The sequence below is a fragment of the Pseudomonas fluorescens genome, from assembly GCF_902497875.1.
Classification (GTDB): Bacteria; Pseudomonadota; Gammaproteobacteria; order Pseudomonadales; family Pseudomonadaceae; genus Aquipseudomonas; species Aquipseudomonas fluorescens_BR.
The window spans coordinates 113,448-129,669 of record NZ_CABVHY010000006.1; the positions used below are offsets into that span (position 1 = coordinate 113,448).

Here is a 16,222-nt window from a genome sequence, read left to right on the forward strand (position 1 = left end):
AGACCCCATGGCCACTCCCAGCGCTAGCTCTTATAACGCAGACGCCATCGAAGTCCTCTCGGGCCTCGACCCGGTGCGCAAACGCCCGGGCATGTACACCGACACCAGTCGGCCGAACCACCTTGCCCAGGAAGTCATCGACAACAGCGTCGACGAAGCCTTGGCCGGGCACGCAAAATCGGTGCAGGTCATCCTCCATGCCGACCACTCCCTTGAAGTCAGCGATGACGGCCGTGGCATGCCGGTGGACATTCACCCGGAAGAGGGTGTGTCGGGAGTCGAGCTGATTCTCACCAAGCTTCACGCCGGCGGCAAGTTTTCCAACAAGAACTACCAGTTCTCCGGCGGTCTGCACGGAGTGGGTATTTCCGTGGTCAACGCCCTGTCGACCCAGGTACGGGTGCGCGTCAAGCGTGACGGCAACGAGTACCAGATGACCTTCGCCGATGGCTACAAGGCCACCGATCTGGAAGTGATTGGTACTGTGGGCAAGCGCAACACCGGCACCAGCGTCTACTTTGTGCCGGACCCCAAGTATTTCGATTCGCCAAAATTCTCCGTCAGTCGCCTCAAGCATGTGCTCAAGGCCAAGGCTGTGCTGTGCCCGGGCCTGCTGGTCAGTTTTGAAGACAAGGCCACCGGCGAAAAAGTCGAGTGGCATTACGAAGACGGTCTGCGCTCCTACCTGGTGGATGCGGTCGCCGAGTTCGAGCGTCTGCCGGACGAGCCGTTCTGCGGCAGCCTTGCCGGTAATAAAGAAGCGGTGGACTGGGCCTTGCTGTGGCTGCCCGAAGGTGGCGACAGCGTTCAGGAAAGCTACGTCAACCTGATCCCGACTGCCCAGGGCGGTACCCACGTCAATGGCCTGCGCCAGGGTTTGCTGGATGCCATGCGCGAGTTCTGTGAGTTCCGCAGCCTGCTGCCGCGGGGCGTGAAACTGGCGCCGGAAGACGTTTGGGAGCGGATCGCGTTCGTTCTGTCGATGAAAATGCAGGAGCCGCAATTCTCCGGCCAGACCAAGGAGCGGCTGTCCTCGCGTGAGGCGGCAGCGTTCGTTTCCGGGGTGGTCAAGGATGCCTTCAGCCTGTGGCTCAATACGCACCCCGAGCTGGGCATGCAGCTGGCCGAGCTGGCGATCAACAACGCCGGTCGTCGCCTCAAGGCCAGCAAAAAGGTCGAGCGCAAGCGCATCACTCAAGGTCCGGCACTGCCGGGCAAGCTCGCTGACTGCGCCGGGCAGGACCCGATGCGCTCCGAACTGTTTCTGGTGGAAGGTGATTCCGCTGGCGGCTCGGCCAAGCAGGCGCGAGACAAAGAGTTCCAGGCGATCCTGCCGCTGCGCGGAAAGATCCTCAATACCTGGGAAGTCGATGGCAGCGAAGTGCTCGCCAGCCAGGAAGTACACAACATCGCCGTGGCCATCGGCGTCGATCCGGGTGCGGCGGACATCAGCCAGCTGCGCTACGGCAAAATCTGCATCCTCGCCGACGCCGACTCCGACGGTCTGCACATTGCGACCCTGCTTTGCGCGTTGTTCGTCCAGCATTTCCGCCCGTTGGTGGACGCCGGACACGTCTACGTCGCGATGCCGCCGTTGTACCGGATCGACTTGGGCAAGGAGATTTTCTACGCCCTGGACGAAGCCGAGCGCGATGGCATTCTCGATCGCCTGGTGGCCGAGAAGAAACGCGGCAAGCCGCAGGTCACCCGATTCAAGGGTCTGGGTGAAATGAACCCGCCACAACTGCGCGAAACCACCATGGACCCGAACACCCGGCGTCTGGTGCAGCTGACCCTGGATGATTTCGAGGCGACCTCGGAAATGATGGACATGCTGCTGGCGAAAAAACGCGCCGGTGATCGCAAATCCTGGCTGGAGTCCAAAGGTAACCTGGCCGAGGTTCTGGCCTGATGCCGAGCGGTTTCGCCCTGGCATTTTTGTTGTGGGCGGCTGCGGCTGCGGCGGCTCCGTTGCCGTTGCCATTGCCCGAGTTGGCGTTGCTTGCCGAGCATCCGGTGCAGGGCATGCGTGGCGCCAACCTTTCGGGGCTGGCGCTGTGCGGTAACGAACTGTGGACGGTGTCCGATCGCGATGACAATCAGATCTATCGGCTCGATACCCGCGAGACGGTCTGGCAGGCCGAAACCGTGCGTATCGACGTACCGCCCGTGCCGGACAGCGGTCTGCCGTGGAGGTTGAGTATGCTCACCTGGGCGATCGGCCCTTTGCGTGGCGGCGATCTGGACTTCGAAGGCATTACCTGCGACTCGGCAGGCAATCGGTATGTGGTCAGCGAAGCCCATGCGGCGGTCCTGCAAGTACCGACGACGGGCACTCCCGAGTGGTTGAACATCTCGCCGTTAATGGTCAGCCAGGCGCGGGCCAGTGGTATGTTGTTGCACTTTAACGCGGTGTTCGAAGGGCTTGCCATCAACCCCGCCGGCAATCTGCTCTGGCTGGCGGCCGAACGCAGGCATCGCGGTTTGCTCGCCGTGCACAAACAGCAGGCAGTGTGGGGTTGTGAGAGCAATTGTGTGCTGCTGAGCGAAGGTGGACTTGAACGACCGCCGGCCCAGGTCCCGACGACTCGCGGCCAGCAGAAGGATTTCAGCGACCTGGTGTTCTATCAGGGCAAGCTGTTCACCCTGGAGCGCATGGCTTACCGTGTTTGCCGCCGTACCCCGGAAACCGGGGAGGTCGAGCGCTGCTGGTCGTTTGCCGAAGTGGCCCTGGCGGACAACCGGCGTTACAACACCCGATACGGTACAACCGAGGCCTTGGCCATCGATGATGGCGGCGCATGGATCGGTGTCGATAATGGCAGTCATACCCGTGCCGATGGCGAGAAGCGGCCGATTGTCTGGCGCTTTGCAGCGCCGCAGGGTGGCTGGAGTGCCAAGTCATGAGTCAGCAACCACCGGGCAAGCGTGCCGGCCGGGTGCTGCTGGTGCTGGCCTGGGGTGCCGGGCTGTTTTTGGCGACACGATTTTTCGGGCAGTGGGAACAGCGTCAGGAAAACCCCAACGCCGTCGTCAGCTCGCAACAGCACGAGGGGTATATCGAGGTGAAGCTGGTCGGCAACGGTCAGGGGCATTTCGTCGCCAGCGGCCAGATCAACGGCCAGCCGGTGGATTTCATGCTCGATACCGGGGCGACCGATGTGTCGATTCCGTCCAGGCTGGCCGAGCGTCTTGGCCTGGAGAAAGGTGCCCCGGTGATCCTGAGCACCGCCAATGGTCGTAGCGAGGGCTATAGAACCCGTCTCGACCGCCTGCAGCTGGGCGATATCGTGTTGCGCGATGTTCGCGCGCTGGTGGCGCCAGGGCTCGGCGGCGAACAAGTGCTGCTGGGCATGAGCGCCTTGAAAAAACTTGAATTTACCCAGCGTGGTGGCACCTTGCTGCTGCGCCAGACAACGAATAAATGAGGCCCGCATGAGTGACATCCTTGCAGACAGCTTAGATGGCGTTGAACGCCGATCGCTGGCTGACTTCACCGAAAGTGCCTACCTCAACTACTCCATGTACGTCATCATGGACCGTGCCTTGCCGCATATCGGCGACGGCCTGAAGCCCGTACAGCGGCGCATCATCTACGCCATGAGTGAGCTGGGGCTGGACGCTGACTCCAAGCACAAGAAATCCGCGCGGACCGTCGGTGACGTGCTCGGTAAGTTTCACCCCCACGGCGACTCGGCCTGCTACGAAGCCATGGTCCTGATGGCCCAGCCGTTCAGCTATCGCTACACGCTGGTGGACGGTCAGGGCAACTGGGGTGCGCCGGATGATCCAAAGTCCTTCGCCGCCATGCGTTATACCGAGGCGCGGTTGTCGCGTTACTCCGAAGTACTGCTCAGCGAATTGGGGCAGGGTACTGCGGACTGGGGCCCGAACTTCGACGGCACTCTCGACGAGCCGCTGGTGTTGCCCGCTCGTTTGCCGAATATCCTGCTCAACGGCACCACCGGCATTGCCGTGGGCATGGCCACCGACGTGCCGCCGCACAACCTGCGGGAAGTCGCCACGGCCTGCGTGCGCCTGCTGGATGAGCCAAAAGCCACGGTCGAGCAGCTCTGCGAACACATTCAGGGCCCGGATTATCCGACCGAAGCGGAAATCATCACGCCGCGCGCCGACTTGCTGAAAATCTACGAAACCGGCCGTGGTTCGGTCCGCATGCGCGCGGTGTATCGCATCGAAGATGGCGATATCGTCGTCACCGCGTTGCCACATCAGGTCTCCGGCGCCAAGGTGCTGGAGCAGATCGCCGCGCAGATGCAGGCCAAGAAGCTGCCAATGGTTGCCGACCTGCGTGATGAGTCGGACCACGAACATCCATGCCGCATCGTGATCATCCCACGCTCCAACCGGATCGATCTCGATGAGCTGATGCAGCATTTGTTTGCGACCACCGAGCTGGAATCGAGCTATCGGGTCAACATCAATATCATCGGCCTGGACGGCAAGCCGCAGCTGAAAAACCTGCGCACGCTGTTGGTGGAGTGGCTGGAGTTTCGCGTCAATACGGTACGCCGTCGCTTGCAGTTCCGCCTGGACAAGGTCGAGCGTCGCCTGCACCTGTTGGACGGTTTGCTGATTGCTTACCTCAACCTGGATGAAGTGATCCACATCATCCGTACCGAGGAGCATCCAAAAGCCAGGCTGATCGAGCGTTTTGCCCTGAGTGAAATTCAGGCCGACTACATTCTCGACACCCGCTTGCGGCAGTTGGCGCGTCTGGAAGAAATGAAGCTGCGTGCCGAGCAGGACGAACTGCTCAAGGAACAGGCCAAGTTGCTGTCATTGCTCGGCAGCGAAACCAAGTTGAAGAAGCTGGTACGCACCGAGCTGATCAAAGACGCCGAAACCTATGGCGATGACCGTCGTTCGCCAATTGTGTCCCGCGCCGAAGCCAAGGCCTTGTCGGAAAACGAGCTGATGCCGACCGAGCCTGTGACCATTGTCCTGTCGGAAAAAGGCTGGGTCCGTTGTGCCAAGGGGCACGATATCGACGCTACCGGGCTGTCCTATAAAGCCGGGGACGGCTTCAAGACCTCTGCTGCCGGGCGTTCTAACCAATTTGCGGTGTTTATTGACTCGACCGGGCGCAGTTATTCAGTGCCGGCGCACACCTTGCCATCGGCGCGGGGGCAGGGCGAACCGCTGACCGGTCGTTTGACGCCACCGCCTGGGGCTACTTTCGAATGCGTGCTGCTGCCTGAAGACGATGCGCTGTACGTCATCGCATCCGACGCCGGCTACGGTTTTGTGGTCAAGGGTGAAGACCTGCAAGCCAAGAACAAGGCAGGCAAGGCGCTGCTGAGCCTGCCGAACAACGCCAAAGTTATCTTGCCGCGTCCAGTGAGCGACCGGGAACAGAACTGGCTGGCCTCCGTGACGACCGAAGGTCGTCTGTTGATCTTCAAGATCAGCGACCTGCCGCAACTGGGCAAAGGCAAGGGCAACAAGATCATCGGAATCTCCGGTGAGCGAGTGGCCAGTCGCGAGGAGTATGTTACCGATATTGCTGTGCTACCTGAGGGTGCAACGCTGGTGTTACAGGCCGGTAAGCGTACTCTGTCATTGAAGGCCGATGACCTCGAACACTACAAAGGTGAGCGTGGACGCCGTGGCAACAAGCTGCCACGTGGTTTCCAGAGGGTGGATGCATTATTAGTAGAAACTCCTAATCAAGCGGTCTAGAGCGCCCGATCTACGATTTAACCCGTAGATCGACGCATTCGGGCTGGAGTCGCGGCGCATATTCACGGATGATATGGCCTTTCAAGCGCCGGCGTGGCTGAGCGTTCTTTAGAATTTTTTAGTATTTACACTGTGGTTTCGCCTTGTGGCAGCCACCTGGACGGGATGATGATTGCGCTACGCCTTCCTTTTATGTTGATGCTCGCTGGTCTATTTGGCCTGGCGGGTTGCAGCACACACCAGCCGGTGTCGCTGTATCAGTTAGACAGCGGAAGTCCGACTCAACCGGCACAAAGCGCTGGTATGGCGGTATTGCTCGGGCCGGTATCGGTAGCCGATTACCTGCAACGCGAAACCCTGTTGCAGCGCCAACCTGACGGCAGCTTGCAAGCGGCGACCGACGGTCGTTGGGCTGGCAGCCTGTCTTCCGACATCAATCAATTGTTGTTGCGTCAAGTGGCCGGGCATCTGGACAGTCAGCGAGTGGTACTGGCACCGGCAACTCTGGGCTTTTCGCCCGATGTGCAGGTCTTGCTGTCGATTACCCGACTGGATTCGGGGGCCGCGCAACCGGCGGTTCTCGATGCTCAATGGCGCTTGATCGATCGCCGCGGCCAGGTCCGCGACAACCGCATCATTCATTTGCAGGAACAACATGCCGGCAGCACGGCCTCTCAGGTCCAGGCCCAGGGTGTATTGCTGCAACGCCTGGCGGAGCAACTGTCGGTGGCGCTCAAGCCGCTGGCCAACCAGCCACCTGTAGCTGAAACGCCGCGTAAATCGGCACCTGTGGCGGCAAAACCCGCCGAAAAAGATAAACAGCCGAAGATCCCGATGGCCTCGCCGATTCGTACGGATATGGAAGTGTTTCGGTTCTGAGTGATTGGGTACAAAGCAAAGCCCGCATCGATGCGGGCTTTGTTGTTTCTGCAGGACGTAGATCTCGGGTGCCTGTACCGGCCCTTCGCGGGCTTGCCCGCGAAGGGCCGGAACATTCAACCGGGATGCCAACAGGGTATCGGGAAAGAACCGCATTGGAGCAATCTCACCCCAACAAAAAAGCCCGCAGCGATTACTCGTCTGCGGGCTTTTGCGTATTGCTCTACCTGAATCAGCTCTTGGCGCGCGTCTCGTGCATTCGCGCCAGTTGCCGTTCGAGCATCGAAGGATAAGGCTCCATCAGACGTTCTACGCAGCAGGCGCCTTCAGGGCTGGCGATCGGTCGAATACGCGCGCGCTGGCGGATCAGTGCATCATCGCTGATCTTGCGTTCCACCAGCAGCAGGTTGCGGCTGTGTTGGGACAGGGCGAGGGCGTCCTGGGCGGTTTCGGTCAGCAGCAGATCGATCTGGCTCAGGCCGAAGAGTTCGTTGCCCAGCGTCAATCCAAGCTGTAGCTGCAAGGTGATGCCACTGTCCGCGACTTCGATTTGCAGGGCATGGCCCAAGGCCCTGAGCAGCTCGCCGCAGCAAATGGCGTTGGTCAGGTAATCGTCGCCGCTGTCTTCGCTGTGGAACAGCATCAGCGTGCTGCCGTCATTCAGGGTGTGCAGTTCACTCTGGTAGAGCGAGGCGGCCTGATCCAGGCAGTCGCGATAACGTTCCAGCAGCTCCGTCAGGCGTGCCCGGGGCAGGCGCCGCAGTTGGTCCTGAGCACCAAGTTGTACGGCCAGGACCGCACTGTGCTGTGGTTGCGAGGAGGCCAGCGGTTTTGCCAGCTGTTTCGGCGCTGTCACCACAGCTTGATCGCGCAGATCGGCGAACGGGTCTTCTTCGTCCAGTTCGTCTTCTTCGGCACTGACGATATGCCGTGGCACCGGTTTGAGCCCGGCAAGCGGCGCGGTTTCGTCGAAGCTCGGATCGCGCAGGTTGCGTACCTCGAAAGCCGGTTCCACGTCCTCTTCGTCTTCGAATTCGGCTTCAGTCTCAGGTTCGGGCTCAACCTTTTCAGGGGCGAAACTGGCGTGCAGCTGACGGGCCAGATCGCCGATCTCATCCTGACGTTCAGTGGCCGGGGTATATTCGTCGATATTGCGCAACCAGACGCGCAATTGCATCAGTGGCGTGGAGATATGCCGACCCAGGCGTAGACTCAAGGCCAGGGAGAGCGCCAGCAGAATCGCGCTGAGGATGCCCATGCTTTGCAGGCTGATGGTCATCGGCTGCTGGAACTGCTCCATATCGAGGCTGATCCGCAGGTGCCCCGCGGTCACGTCCTGGAAGGTGATCTTGGACTGGTACAGGCCTTCGGCTTCACCCAGCAGGCCGTGTTTCGGGCGCTGGCCGGCTTCGGCGAGAATCCGGTTGTCGACGCTGTAGATCGCAGCGTGGGCCACCAACGGGTTCTTGGTCAGATTGTTCAGCAGCACGTTGAGGCTGAGGATGTCGTTGGACACCAGTAGCTCGGTCGCTGACGTGGCGGTCTGGATGGTCAGGCTCTGGCCGAGGGCATCTGCCTGCTCGTGCATGGCCTGCTTGAACTGCAGTCCCATCACGCAGGCGTAGATCACCAGGGCCAGGGCGACCAGGATCACGTTATGGCTGGCAATGCGTAATGCGATCGGTACACGGCGATGGCGCAGTGCCCGGAAGATCAGCAGAAAGAAGTTATCGGTTTTAACTGGCGTAGGCCGGTTCACTGAGCTCGGCTCTTTTGTCCGTGAAGTTGACGCGCAGTATAGCGACAGGCCCTAGACCGGCAAAGCGCTCGCTGCGCCCGATGGTCACTGAAAGTGAGTAGAATGCGGTTTTTTTCCACCTGCGGGGGTGCGCCTTGCGTGAAATCGTCCTGATAAACATCACTGGTGTCGACCGTCCGGGTCTGACTGCAGCCATTACCGGCGTTTTGGCCCAGGGTGGTGTGAACATTCTCGACATCGGTCAGGCGGTCATCCACGACACCCTGTCGTTTGGCATCCTGGTTGAGATTCCGAGTACCGAGCAAGCCTCGTCGGTGCTCAAGGATATTCTGTTCACGGCTTACAAGCTGGATCAGCAGGTACGCTTCACTCCGGTGTCGGAGGAGGATTATCAGTTGTGGGTCGGCGGCCAGGGCAAGAAACGCCACATCGTCACCCTGTTGACGCGCAAAGTGACGGCTGAGCAATTGCAGCGAGTCAGTTCGATTACTGCCAAGTACGGATTGAACATCGATCATATCGATCGGCTGTCCGGCCGCATGCCGCTGGACACTCCGGCGGACCAAGGCAAGGGTTGTATCGAGTTTTCCGTTCGCGGCGAAGCGGCCGACCCGCAAGCCTTGCGTGCCGAATTCCTCAGCGTGGCCCAGGAGTTGAACGTCGATATCGCCTTCCAGGAAGACTCGCTGTTCCGCCGCAACCGGCGCCTGGCGGTGTTCGACATGGACTCGACCCTGATCGAAGCAGAAGTGATCGACGAATTGGCCAAGGCTGCCGGTATTGGCGATTTAGTGTCTGCCATCACTGAGCGTGCAATGGCCGGTGAGCTGGATTTTCGCGCGAGCTTCAAGGAACGCCTGGCTTTGCTCAAAGGCTTGGATGTCAGCGTGCTGGACTCGATTGGCGCCTCCTTGCGGCTGACCGAAGGTGCCGAGACGCTGTTCGCCGAACTCAAGCGCCTGGGCTACAAAACCGCGATTCTTTCCGGTGGTTTCACCTACTTCGCCAAACAGCTGCAGGCCAAGCTCGGCATCGACTACGTGTTTGCCAATGAGCTGGAAGTAGTGGATGGCAAGGTCACGGGGGTGGCAGTCGAACCGATCGTCGATGCACAGCGCAAAGCCGATCTGCTGCGCGAACTGGCCCACAAGGAAGGCTTGCGCCTGGAGCAGACCATCGCGGTGGGCGACGGTGCCAACGACTTGCCGATGCTGGCGATCGCCGGTCTCGGTGTCGCCTTCCGCGCCAAACCGCTGGTCAAGCAATCGGCCAAGCAGGCGATCTCGACCCTGGGCCTGGATGGCGTGCTGTATTTGCTGGGGTTCAGGGATCGCGACGGGCAGCTTTGAGAGGGGAGTGACCTTCTGTGGCGAGGGGGCTTGCCCCCGCTGGGGCGCGCAGCGGCCCTAAAACCTGCAATCACATTTTGTCAGGCACGCCGCATTCAAAGGTTTTGCGGCTGCTACGCACCCGAGCGGGGGCAAGCCCCCTCGCCACAGTTGATCGCCTGACCGTTACAGCGACTTCCACAACGAAGCAAATTCCTCTTCGGCACCGCGCACGCCGCCGCTCGCAGTGCTGTCAATTTTGGGCTGTTCCAGCGACTGGTACTCGAACCGGTTGAAACTGCCGGTGCTGTTCATTCGTTTGTTCAGGCTGGCAGGGTGTTCTTCACCATTGGTGTTGATCATGGCCTGTTGCCCTTGCTGAAACGGCAGGCGCGGGACGAGCAGGGTGGCGGGCAGGTCAATGGCGCTGATCTGCGGCAGCAGCAGTGCCCTGAGGTACTGGCTGTGCGGTTCATTGGCGCGGATCAGTTGCAAGCCGCAGGGTTGGCCGTGGGGTGAGATCAGCTCAATGCCCATCTGCGTGCCGCCATTGCGTACCTGACGGATCCAGCGCGCCACCGCGATGCTCCAGCTTTGCGTGCTCGTATCCAGAATGCCGACCAACTCTCCCGCCTGCAGTTCGTCAGGCACCTCTTTGGGCCACGCCAGGCAATAACCGCCAGGACTATGGTTGATGATAGGCAGGGCGTAGGTTGCAAAGTGCTGGTTGCTATCGGACAGCGCAGCGCCGCCGTCGGCCTGTGTCTGCGGGTATTGAATCTCTTCGTAGGGCAGCAGTTTTTCCCCGGAGCCCTGGCGATCGACATCAAATGCCTTGGCCCAAGGATCATCCGGGTTACGATGTTCACCCGGTAATGGGCGAAATTGCGCCGGTCGACTGGCGATCGGATTTTTGAGGACTTCACTGAACGAGCGTCGCCCGCTCAAATAAAAGTGCAACGCGCTCATGCCGATGCACAGGGTCAATGTGCCTTGGCCGACGCTGCGCTGGAATGTCCGCTCGGCAGTTTGGCCCCAGGCCGCGCAAAGGTGCAGCAATGTTTCCAGGCTAAACCCGCTGGGCACCGGCAGCGTTGATTGGCTGCGTTGCTCGATGGGCAAGTCCAGGTGGTGCTGGATGGCTTTGACCAGTGCCAGGGGGTTGATCCCCAGCAATGCCTCTTGTTGTTCGGGTGCCCATAAGGTTCGGTAGCGCGCAGGACCATCCACGCTGAGGTTAATGGCAAACAGGCTGCTGGCTTCACCCGCTGCCTGCAGCGTGACCCACCGGCTCCAGGGCTCCAGTGTTTCGGCGAGCCGGGCAATGTGATTCTGACGTAATTGATTGCAGCGCGAGCTTCCCAACAGCAATGCGACCACATAGGTTTGCTCGATGCGGGTATTGCGGGTGTGGCTGGTCAACTCGTCCGCGACAGCGACGTGCTGCAACCCGTGCTGGCTGGCAACCCGATAAAGCTGATGAAGCTCCAGCCATAACCCCTCGGGAGCAGGGCAATAGAGTTGGCTGGAGCGAATCAGCGAACCGTTCAGGCAATGCATCGCCCGTTGTATGGACGTGCTCAACAGCGTCTCGCGCTCTTTTTTGAAGCGCGGCGCAATGCGAATGACGATTTGTTTGTAGCCAATGGCGAGGTGGCTTTGCAGAGCCTGGCAAAGGTTGGCGATTTTGCGCGAACGTTCGTCGAGCACAATCATCTGGTTGAGGAAGTGCCGCTCCAGGTGCTTGCAAACGTAATACACCTCAGGCCGCAGCAGCTCAAGCAACTGCAGACGGTTATCACTGGGGGTGAGCAACTGGTTGAGCTCGGCGAGCCCCTGATACAGCTGGCGAGCTGTTTCGCCGATGTTGGCTTTCGGCAAGCCGGCAATCCAGCGCTTGAAGTCGCGCGGGGTGGGTTCGCAGAACGACAGGCGTGTTTGTGTGGGAAGCGGGGCGCGCAACAGTAGCGAAGGGCTGGGCTCATTCATGTAACAGACAGACTCCGTCCAGGAAAACGAGGAGTGCACCCGCTCGGCTCGGAAACCGACCAGGCCGCCCTGATAATTCTTCGACTCTAGCAGTAATGTCGGTCGCTCACAGCGTGTTCAAGCCCGCGCAGTGATTGCTGCGCCTGGCTGCCATCGTTGTTGCCTGGAGCATTCTGTCCCGCCAGCGCAGAGGGACAGAAAATGAAAGGGAAGGGCTCAGGCCTTGGACAAGCCCATGCCTTGGCCCATTTGCACCGGTGAGCCGGCAGCCAGCTCTTCGGCCCATTTCACCTGATCCGGTCCGAACAGCACAACTGCGGTAGAGCCGAGTTTGAAGCGCCCCAGTTCGGCACCTTTCTCCAGATGGATCGGCGCACGCGCGGCTTCGTCGTAGCGCACGGTTTTCAGCTCGCGTTTGGGCGGAGTGACCAAGCCGGCCCAGACCGTTTCGATCGAAGCGACAATCATCGCGCCCACCAGCACCACGGCCATCGGCCCGCGCTCGGTGTCAAAAATGCAGGCTACGCGCTCGTTGCGGGCGAACAGCTCAGGGACGTTTTCGGCAGTGGTCTGATTGACCGAGAAAATCCGCCCCGGGATGTAGACCATCTCGCGCAGCGTGCCGGCCAGCGGCATGTGCACGCGGTGGTAGTCTTTCGGCGACAGGTAGATGGTGGCGAAGTCGCCGCCCATGAACGGTGCTGCGGCCGCGGCATCACCGCCGAGCAGCTCCAGTACGCTGAAACTGTGGCCCTTGGCCTGGAACACGCGGCCGTGTTCGATCGGACCGAGCTGGCTCACCGCGCCGTCGGCCGGACTGAGGATCGCGCCCGGAGTCGGGTCCAGCGGCCGTGCACCGTCTTTCAAAGCGCGGGTGAAGAAGGCGTTGAAGTGCTCATAAGCGGTCAGGTCTTCGACCAGGGCTTGCGACATGTCCACCTGATAACGCTTGGCGAACCAGGCGGTGAAGGCATTCTTGAACCAGCGCACGCGGCATTCGGCAATGCAGCCGGCCAGGCGCGACAGCAGGTGATGGGGCAGCAGGTACTGGCTGAGGATAAACAAACGCTTTTTCATTAATTGTCCTTAAAAAACCTTAAATCTCTACAGGCGTGTCGGGGTGGTTGCCCCATTCGCCCCAGGAGCCGGCGTAGCCTTTGACCCGCGGATAACCGAGCGCCTTGGCCACCAGATAGGTGAAGCCAGAGCGGTGGTGAGTCTGGCAGTGGGTGATGACTTCTTTGTCTTTAGTGATGCCGAGGTTCTCGAGAATCTGCGGCATGTCGGAGCGGATGCGCAGGTTGCGCGCCGGATCCATGCCTGCGGTCCACTCGAAATTGACTGCGCCGGGGATATGTCCGGCTTTGGCCGCGAGGACTTTCTCGCCGGAGTACTCCAGCGGCCCGCGCGCATCCCAGATCGCCAGATCGGCGGCGCCCAAGCGGCTTTGCAGATACTCGCGAGTAGCGGTGGGTTCGTCGTGCAGGGTCAAGGCGACCGGGCCGCCGACCGCTGCCGGGACCTGGATCGACATTGGCGAGCCTTCTGCCAGCCAGGCCGACAGTCCGCCATCGACATAGTGGTAGTTGCGGTGGCCGATGACATCCAGCAGCCAGATAAAGCGCCCGGCCCAACCGCCGCCTTCGTCGTCATAGACCACGTAGACCGCATCGGGGTTATGTCCCAGTTCGCCGAACAACGCTTCAAGAGCGGCCTGTGTCGGCAGCAGGCCCGGCGCAGGTGGCAGGCCTTGCTGAGTGCGCTTGGGGTCGACGAAACGTGCGCCGGGGATGTGTCCCGCGGCGTAGCGGGCGCTGCTGGTCAGATCGACCAGGATCAGTTCGCGGGCGTCGAGACGAGCGAGCAGGTCGCTGGGCTCGATCACCAGCGCCAGGCCAGAGAAGTCAGACATGTGAGGTCTCCAGAGCACAAAGGGAAGGATTGTAGCGCAAGCGTCAGGAGGGCTTGTCATCAATTATTTCCTGTGCAGCGCCGGAAATAATGGATGACAGACCCTAGCGGTTGGTAAAGCTGTGCAGGGCTTTTTCGATGCATTGCGCGGATTTGCCGAAGGCCTGTACGGTGATTTCAGAGAACGGACCACCGCCCTGATCGGCCAGCACCAGCATCACCACCCGGCCGTTGTTGCTCAGTGAGCGTACCAATAGATGCTCACCGCCGAACCAGCTGCGCAGGCTCTCGGGCAGCAGCGCCGAAAATCGGCTGTTGTTGGCCGGTGTCAGGCGAATTTGTGCCGGCTGGGCCAGCAGGCGTTGCAGCACGCTGCTCTGACTGACTTGCAGATTCAGCATGGCCGCATCACTGGGCAGACCGGCGATCTGATGGACGCGCAGACTGCTCCCGCTGCGATCGGCCATCAACAACATCACCCGCCGCATCCCGCAGGCCACCAGCGCGTCGCGGGCAGAGGCGGTCAGGTGCAGTGCATTGGTGAAGCGGCTCGGCTCTGCCAGCAACTCGGCGCAGTGCTTGCGCCAGACCAGCAGATCTTCCGCCGAGGGCGGTGCCGCAGGCAGCAGGGCATTATTTTTGCGGTAAGGGGTCCACGGCCAGAGCAATGCCTGGGCCGGGTGCCAGAGGTCGGGCATCGTATGCTGGCGGGCACTTTCGACCGCTTGCTGGTGCAATTGCTGTTGCAATTGATCCAGCGGCATCTGCAGGTACAGGCTGGTCAGAAACTGCCAGCGCAGACTGTGCGGGCTGTCCCAGTCATGTTGCGCCGACAGCGCCAGACTGTTGGCCAGCAGTACGCTATTGGCCGGCTGGTTCAGCCAGCGGCGCAAGACCGGATCGGCATCCAGCCGCTGCTGCTGGCGCAATGGGTGATCGCTGTCACGGGCAATGCGCAGGATCTTGACCAGTAGCTGTTGCTCGCGGAGCAGCAGGCGGTAGCCCTGCAGTATCCAGATCGGCAAGTGCCAGTGTTCGGCCAGCGCCTGGCAGAGATCCAGCAGGCGAACGCCGAACAGTTCCTGTTCGACCTTGCTTGCCGGCTCGTCCTTATGAACGACCCGCAGCTGCCACTGTTCGAGCAATTGTGGATAGGTCAGCGCCAGTGGCCAGAGCGGTGAAAGGAACAGCAAGCTGCCCCAGTGGATGTCCTGCCAGAGTCGCGCCAGACGGCCGGCGAACAGGCCGTTGGCCTGCTGCGTAGCGTGCTGGCTGATCAATTGTAACTGCCGCAATGTGATCGGGATTGCGCCCTCGGCCAACGCCGGCAGGCGCGCGAGCAACTCTTCAGTGCGCTTCAGGCCGAGGCGATTGATGGCGATTTCAAGGTTCTCGGCCGGCTCGGCCATGCTGCCGTGGGTGTGCAGGTTGGCTTCGCGAATCACGCTGAGGGCCAGCGCGGGGCTGTCTTGCATCAACTCGGCAATATCGCGCATTGAGCTGCGGCTATTGGCGATGGCTTTGCACACGCGGTCATGACTGGCTCGCGGCACCGGCAAAACCACGTCGTCGAGGAGCTCTATCCAACCTTCGAGGGTGTCGGGTCTGGCAATTGGGACTGTCGTTTCATTAGCCATAGGTGGGCGCGATCATCATTCACAATTAACACGCCCGGAAGGGGCAAGCTGGCTTTTCGCCTTATCGGCCTATAGTCTGGCGCAGTTTTGCCGATAAGTAGAAGAAGAGTTTTTTTACTTTCCGAATATGACCTTGAACCCGACTCAGTAAGTACTTCCTACCTATGGCTAAAATTATCGGCATCATTGTCGTGTTCGCGAGTGTGCTCGGCGGATACGTGCTCTCCCACGGCAAAATTGCCGCCCTGATTCAGCCTTTCGAGGTCTTGATCATCGGTGGAGCGGCCTTCGGTGCATTTCTCCAGGCCAACCCCAGTTACATGACGAAGCATGTGATCAAGAAATCCCTGGGGATGTTCAGTTCGCGCTTCACCCACACTTTCTATCTGGAGGTGCTTGGCCTGATCTACGAGATCCTCAACAAGAGCCGTCGCGAAGGGATGATGGCGATTGAAGGCGATATCGAAGACGCCGCCGCCAGCCCGATTTTCGCCAAGTACCCGGCCGTGCTCAAAGATGAGCGCATGACCGCCTACATCTGCGACTACCTGCGAATCATGTCCTCCGGGAACATGGCGCCCCATGAGCTGGAAGGTCTGTTCGACATGGAACTGTTCAGCATGAAGGAAGATCTGGAGCATCCTTCCCACGCGGTCAATGGCATCGCCGACGCCATGCCGGGCTTCGGTATCGTCGCTGCGGTATTGGGTATCGTGGTGACCATGGCCTCCCTCGGTGACGGCGACCAGAAAGCCATCGGCATGCACGTGGGTGCAGCGCTGGTCGGTACCTTCTTCGGTATTCTCGCGGCGTACGGCTTCTTTGGCCCGCTGGCCCACGCCCTGGCTCACGATGCCAAGGAAGAACTGAACGTCTATGAGGCCATCAAGGCTTCGTTGGTGGCATCGGCCTCCGGCATGCCGCCGTCGCTGGCGGTGGAGTTCGGCCGCAAGGTTCTGTACCCGTCGCACCGCCCTAGCTTCGCAGAGCTGGAACAAGCGGTCCGCGGTCGCTGA

Annotated in this window: 12 protein-coding genes; 7 read left to right on the forward strand and 5 right to left on the reverse strand. The window is 60.6% G+C overall.

The genetic code is table 11. The annotated features are described in order from the left end of the window. The first annotated feature begins 7 nt into the window (after positions 1-7). The 5 genes from parE (at position 8) to F8N85_RS07580 (ending at position 6,582) form a co-directional block, all read left to right on the forward strand. Positions 8-1,912, forward strand: a complete 1,905-nt coding sequence (gene parE / locus F8N85_RS07560) for a DNA topoisomerase IV subunit B (RefSeq protein ID WP_150803030.1) — start codon at positions 8-10, stop codon at positions 1,910-1,912. Next, a complete protein-coding gene (locus F8N85_RS07565; protein WP_150803031.1) occupies positions 1,912-2,907 on the forward strand; it encodes an esterase-like activity of phytase family protein in 996 nt (331 codons plus the stop codon). Before parE ends, F8N85_RS07565 begins: the two co-directional genes overlap by 1 nt. Further along, a complete protein-coding gene (locus F8N85_RS07570) occupies positions 2,904-3,428 on the forward strand; it encodes a TIGR02281 family clan AA aspartic protease (RefSeq protein ID WP_150803032.1) in 525 nt (174 codons plus the stop codon). Before F8N85_RS07565 ends, F8N85_RS07570 begins: the two co-directional genes overlap by 4 nt. Positions 3,429-3,435: 7 nt before the next feature. Then, positions 3,436-5,703: a DNA topoisomerase IV subunit A gene (parC, locus tag F8N85_RS07575; protein WP_150803033.1), complete on the forward strand. Its 2,268-nt coding sequence runs from the start codon at positions 3,436-3,438 to the stop codon at positions 5,701-5,703. A gap of 168 nt (positions 5,704-5,871) precedes the next feature. Then, on the forward strand, positions 5,872-6,582 hold the full coding sequence (locus F8N85_RS07580; RefSeq protein WP_150803034.1) for a membrane integrity-associated transporter subunit PqiC: 711 nt from the start codon (positions 5,872-5,874) through the stop codon (positions 6,580-6,582). A 232-nt stretch (positions 6,583-6,814) separates the two neighbouring features. Here the strand turns inward: F8N85_RS07580 and F8N85_RS07585 are convergent, their stop codons facing one another. After that, complete coding sequence (locus F8N85_RS07585; RefSeq protein ID WP_150803035.1) at positions 6,815-8,341, reverse strand: AhpA/YtjB family protein; 1,527 nt, start codon at positions 8,339-8,341, stop codon at positions 6,815-6,817. Positions 8,342-8,475: 134 nt separating this feature from the next. Here F8N85_RS07585 and serB point away from each other — a divergent pair, with 134 nt between their 5' ends. After that, the gene (gene serB / locus F8N85_RS07590; RefSeq protein WP_150803036.1) at positions 8,476-9,690 is read left to right on the forward strand and encodes a phosphoserine phosphatase SerB; all 1,215 of its coding nucleotides are present in this window, start codon (positions 8,476-8,478) and stop codon (positions 9,688-9,690) included. Positions 9,691-9,855: 165 nt separating this feature from the next. On the opposite strand, the gene F8N85_RS07595 is transcribed toward serB, so the two are convergent. The 4 genes from F8N85_RS07595 to F8N85_RS07610 all read right to left on the reverse strand — a co-directional run bounded on the left by F8N85_RS07595 (position 9,856) and on the right by F8N85_RS07610 (position 15,206). Continuing rightward, entirely contained in the window at positions 9,856-11,658 is a 1,803-nt protein-coding gene (locus tag F8N85_RS07595) for a molecular chaperone (protein ID WP_150803037.1), read from the reverse strand. A 216-nt stretch (positions 11,659-11,874) separates the two neighbouring features. Beyond that, complete coding sequence (gene asd, locus F8N85_RS07600) at positions 11,875-12,735, reverse strand: archaetidylserine decarboxylase (RefSeq protein WP_150803038.1); 861 nt, start codon at positions 12,733-12,735, stop codon at positions 11,875-11,877. Between the two features lie 19 nt (positions 12,736-12,754). Next, a complete protein-coding gene (rhdA, locus tag F8N85_RS07605) occupies positions 12,755-13,570 on the reverse strand; it encodes a thiosulfate sulfurtransferase (protein WP_150803039.1) in 816 nt (271 codons plus the stop codon). Positions 13,571-13,673: 103 nt separating this feature from the next. After that, the gene (locus F8N85_RS07610) at positions 13,674-15,206 is read right to left on the reverse strand and encodes an HDOD domain-containing protein (protein ID WP_150803040.1); all 1,533 of its coding nucleotides are present in this window, start codon (positions 15,204-15,206) and stop codon (positions 13,674-13,676) included. Between the two features lie 164 nt (positions 15,207-15,370). Between F8N85_RS07610 and motA the strand changes: the two genes are divergently transcribed. Further along, on the forward strand, positions 15,371-16,222 hold the full coding sequence (gene motA, locus F8N85_RS07615) for a flagellar motor stator protein MotA (RefSeq protein WP_150803041.1): 852 nt from the start codon (positions 15,371-15,373) through the stop codon (positions 16,220-16,222).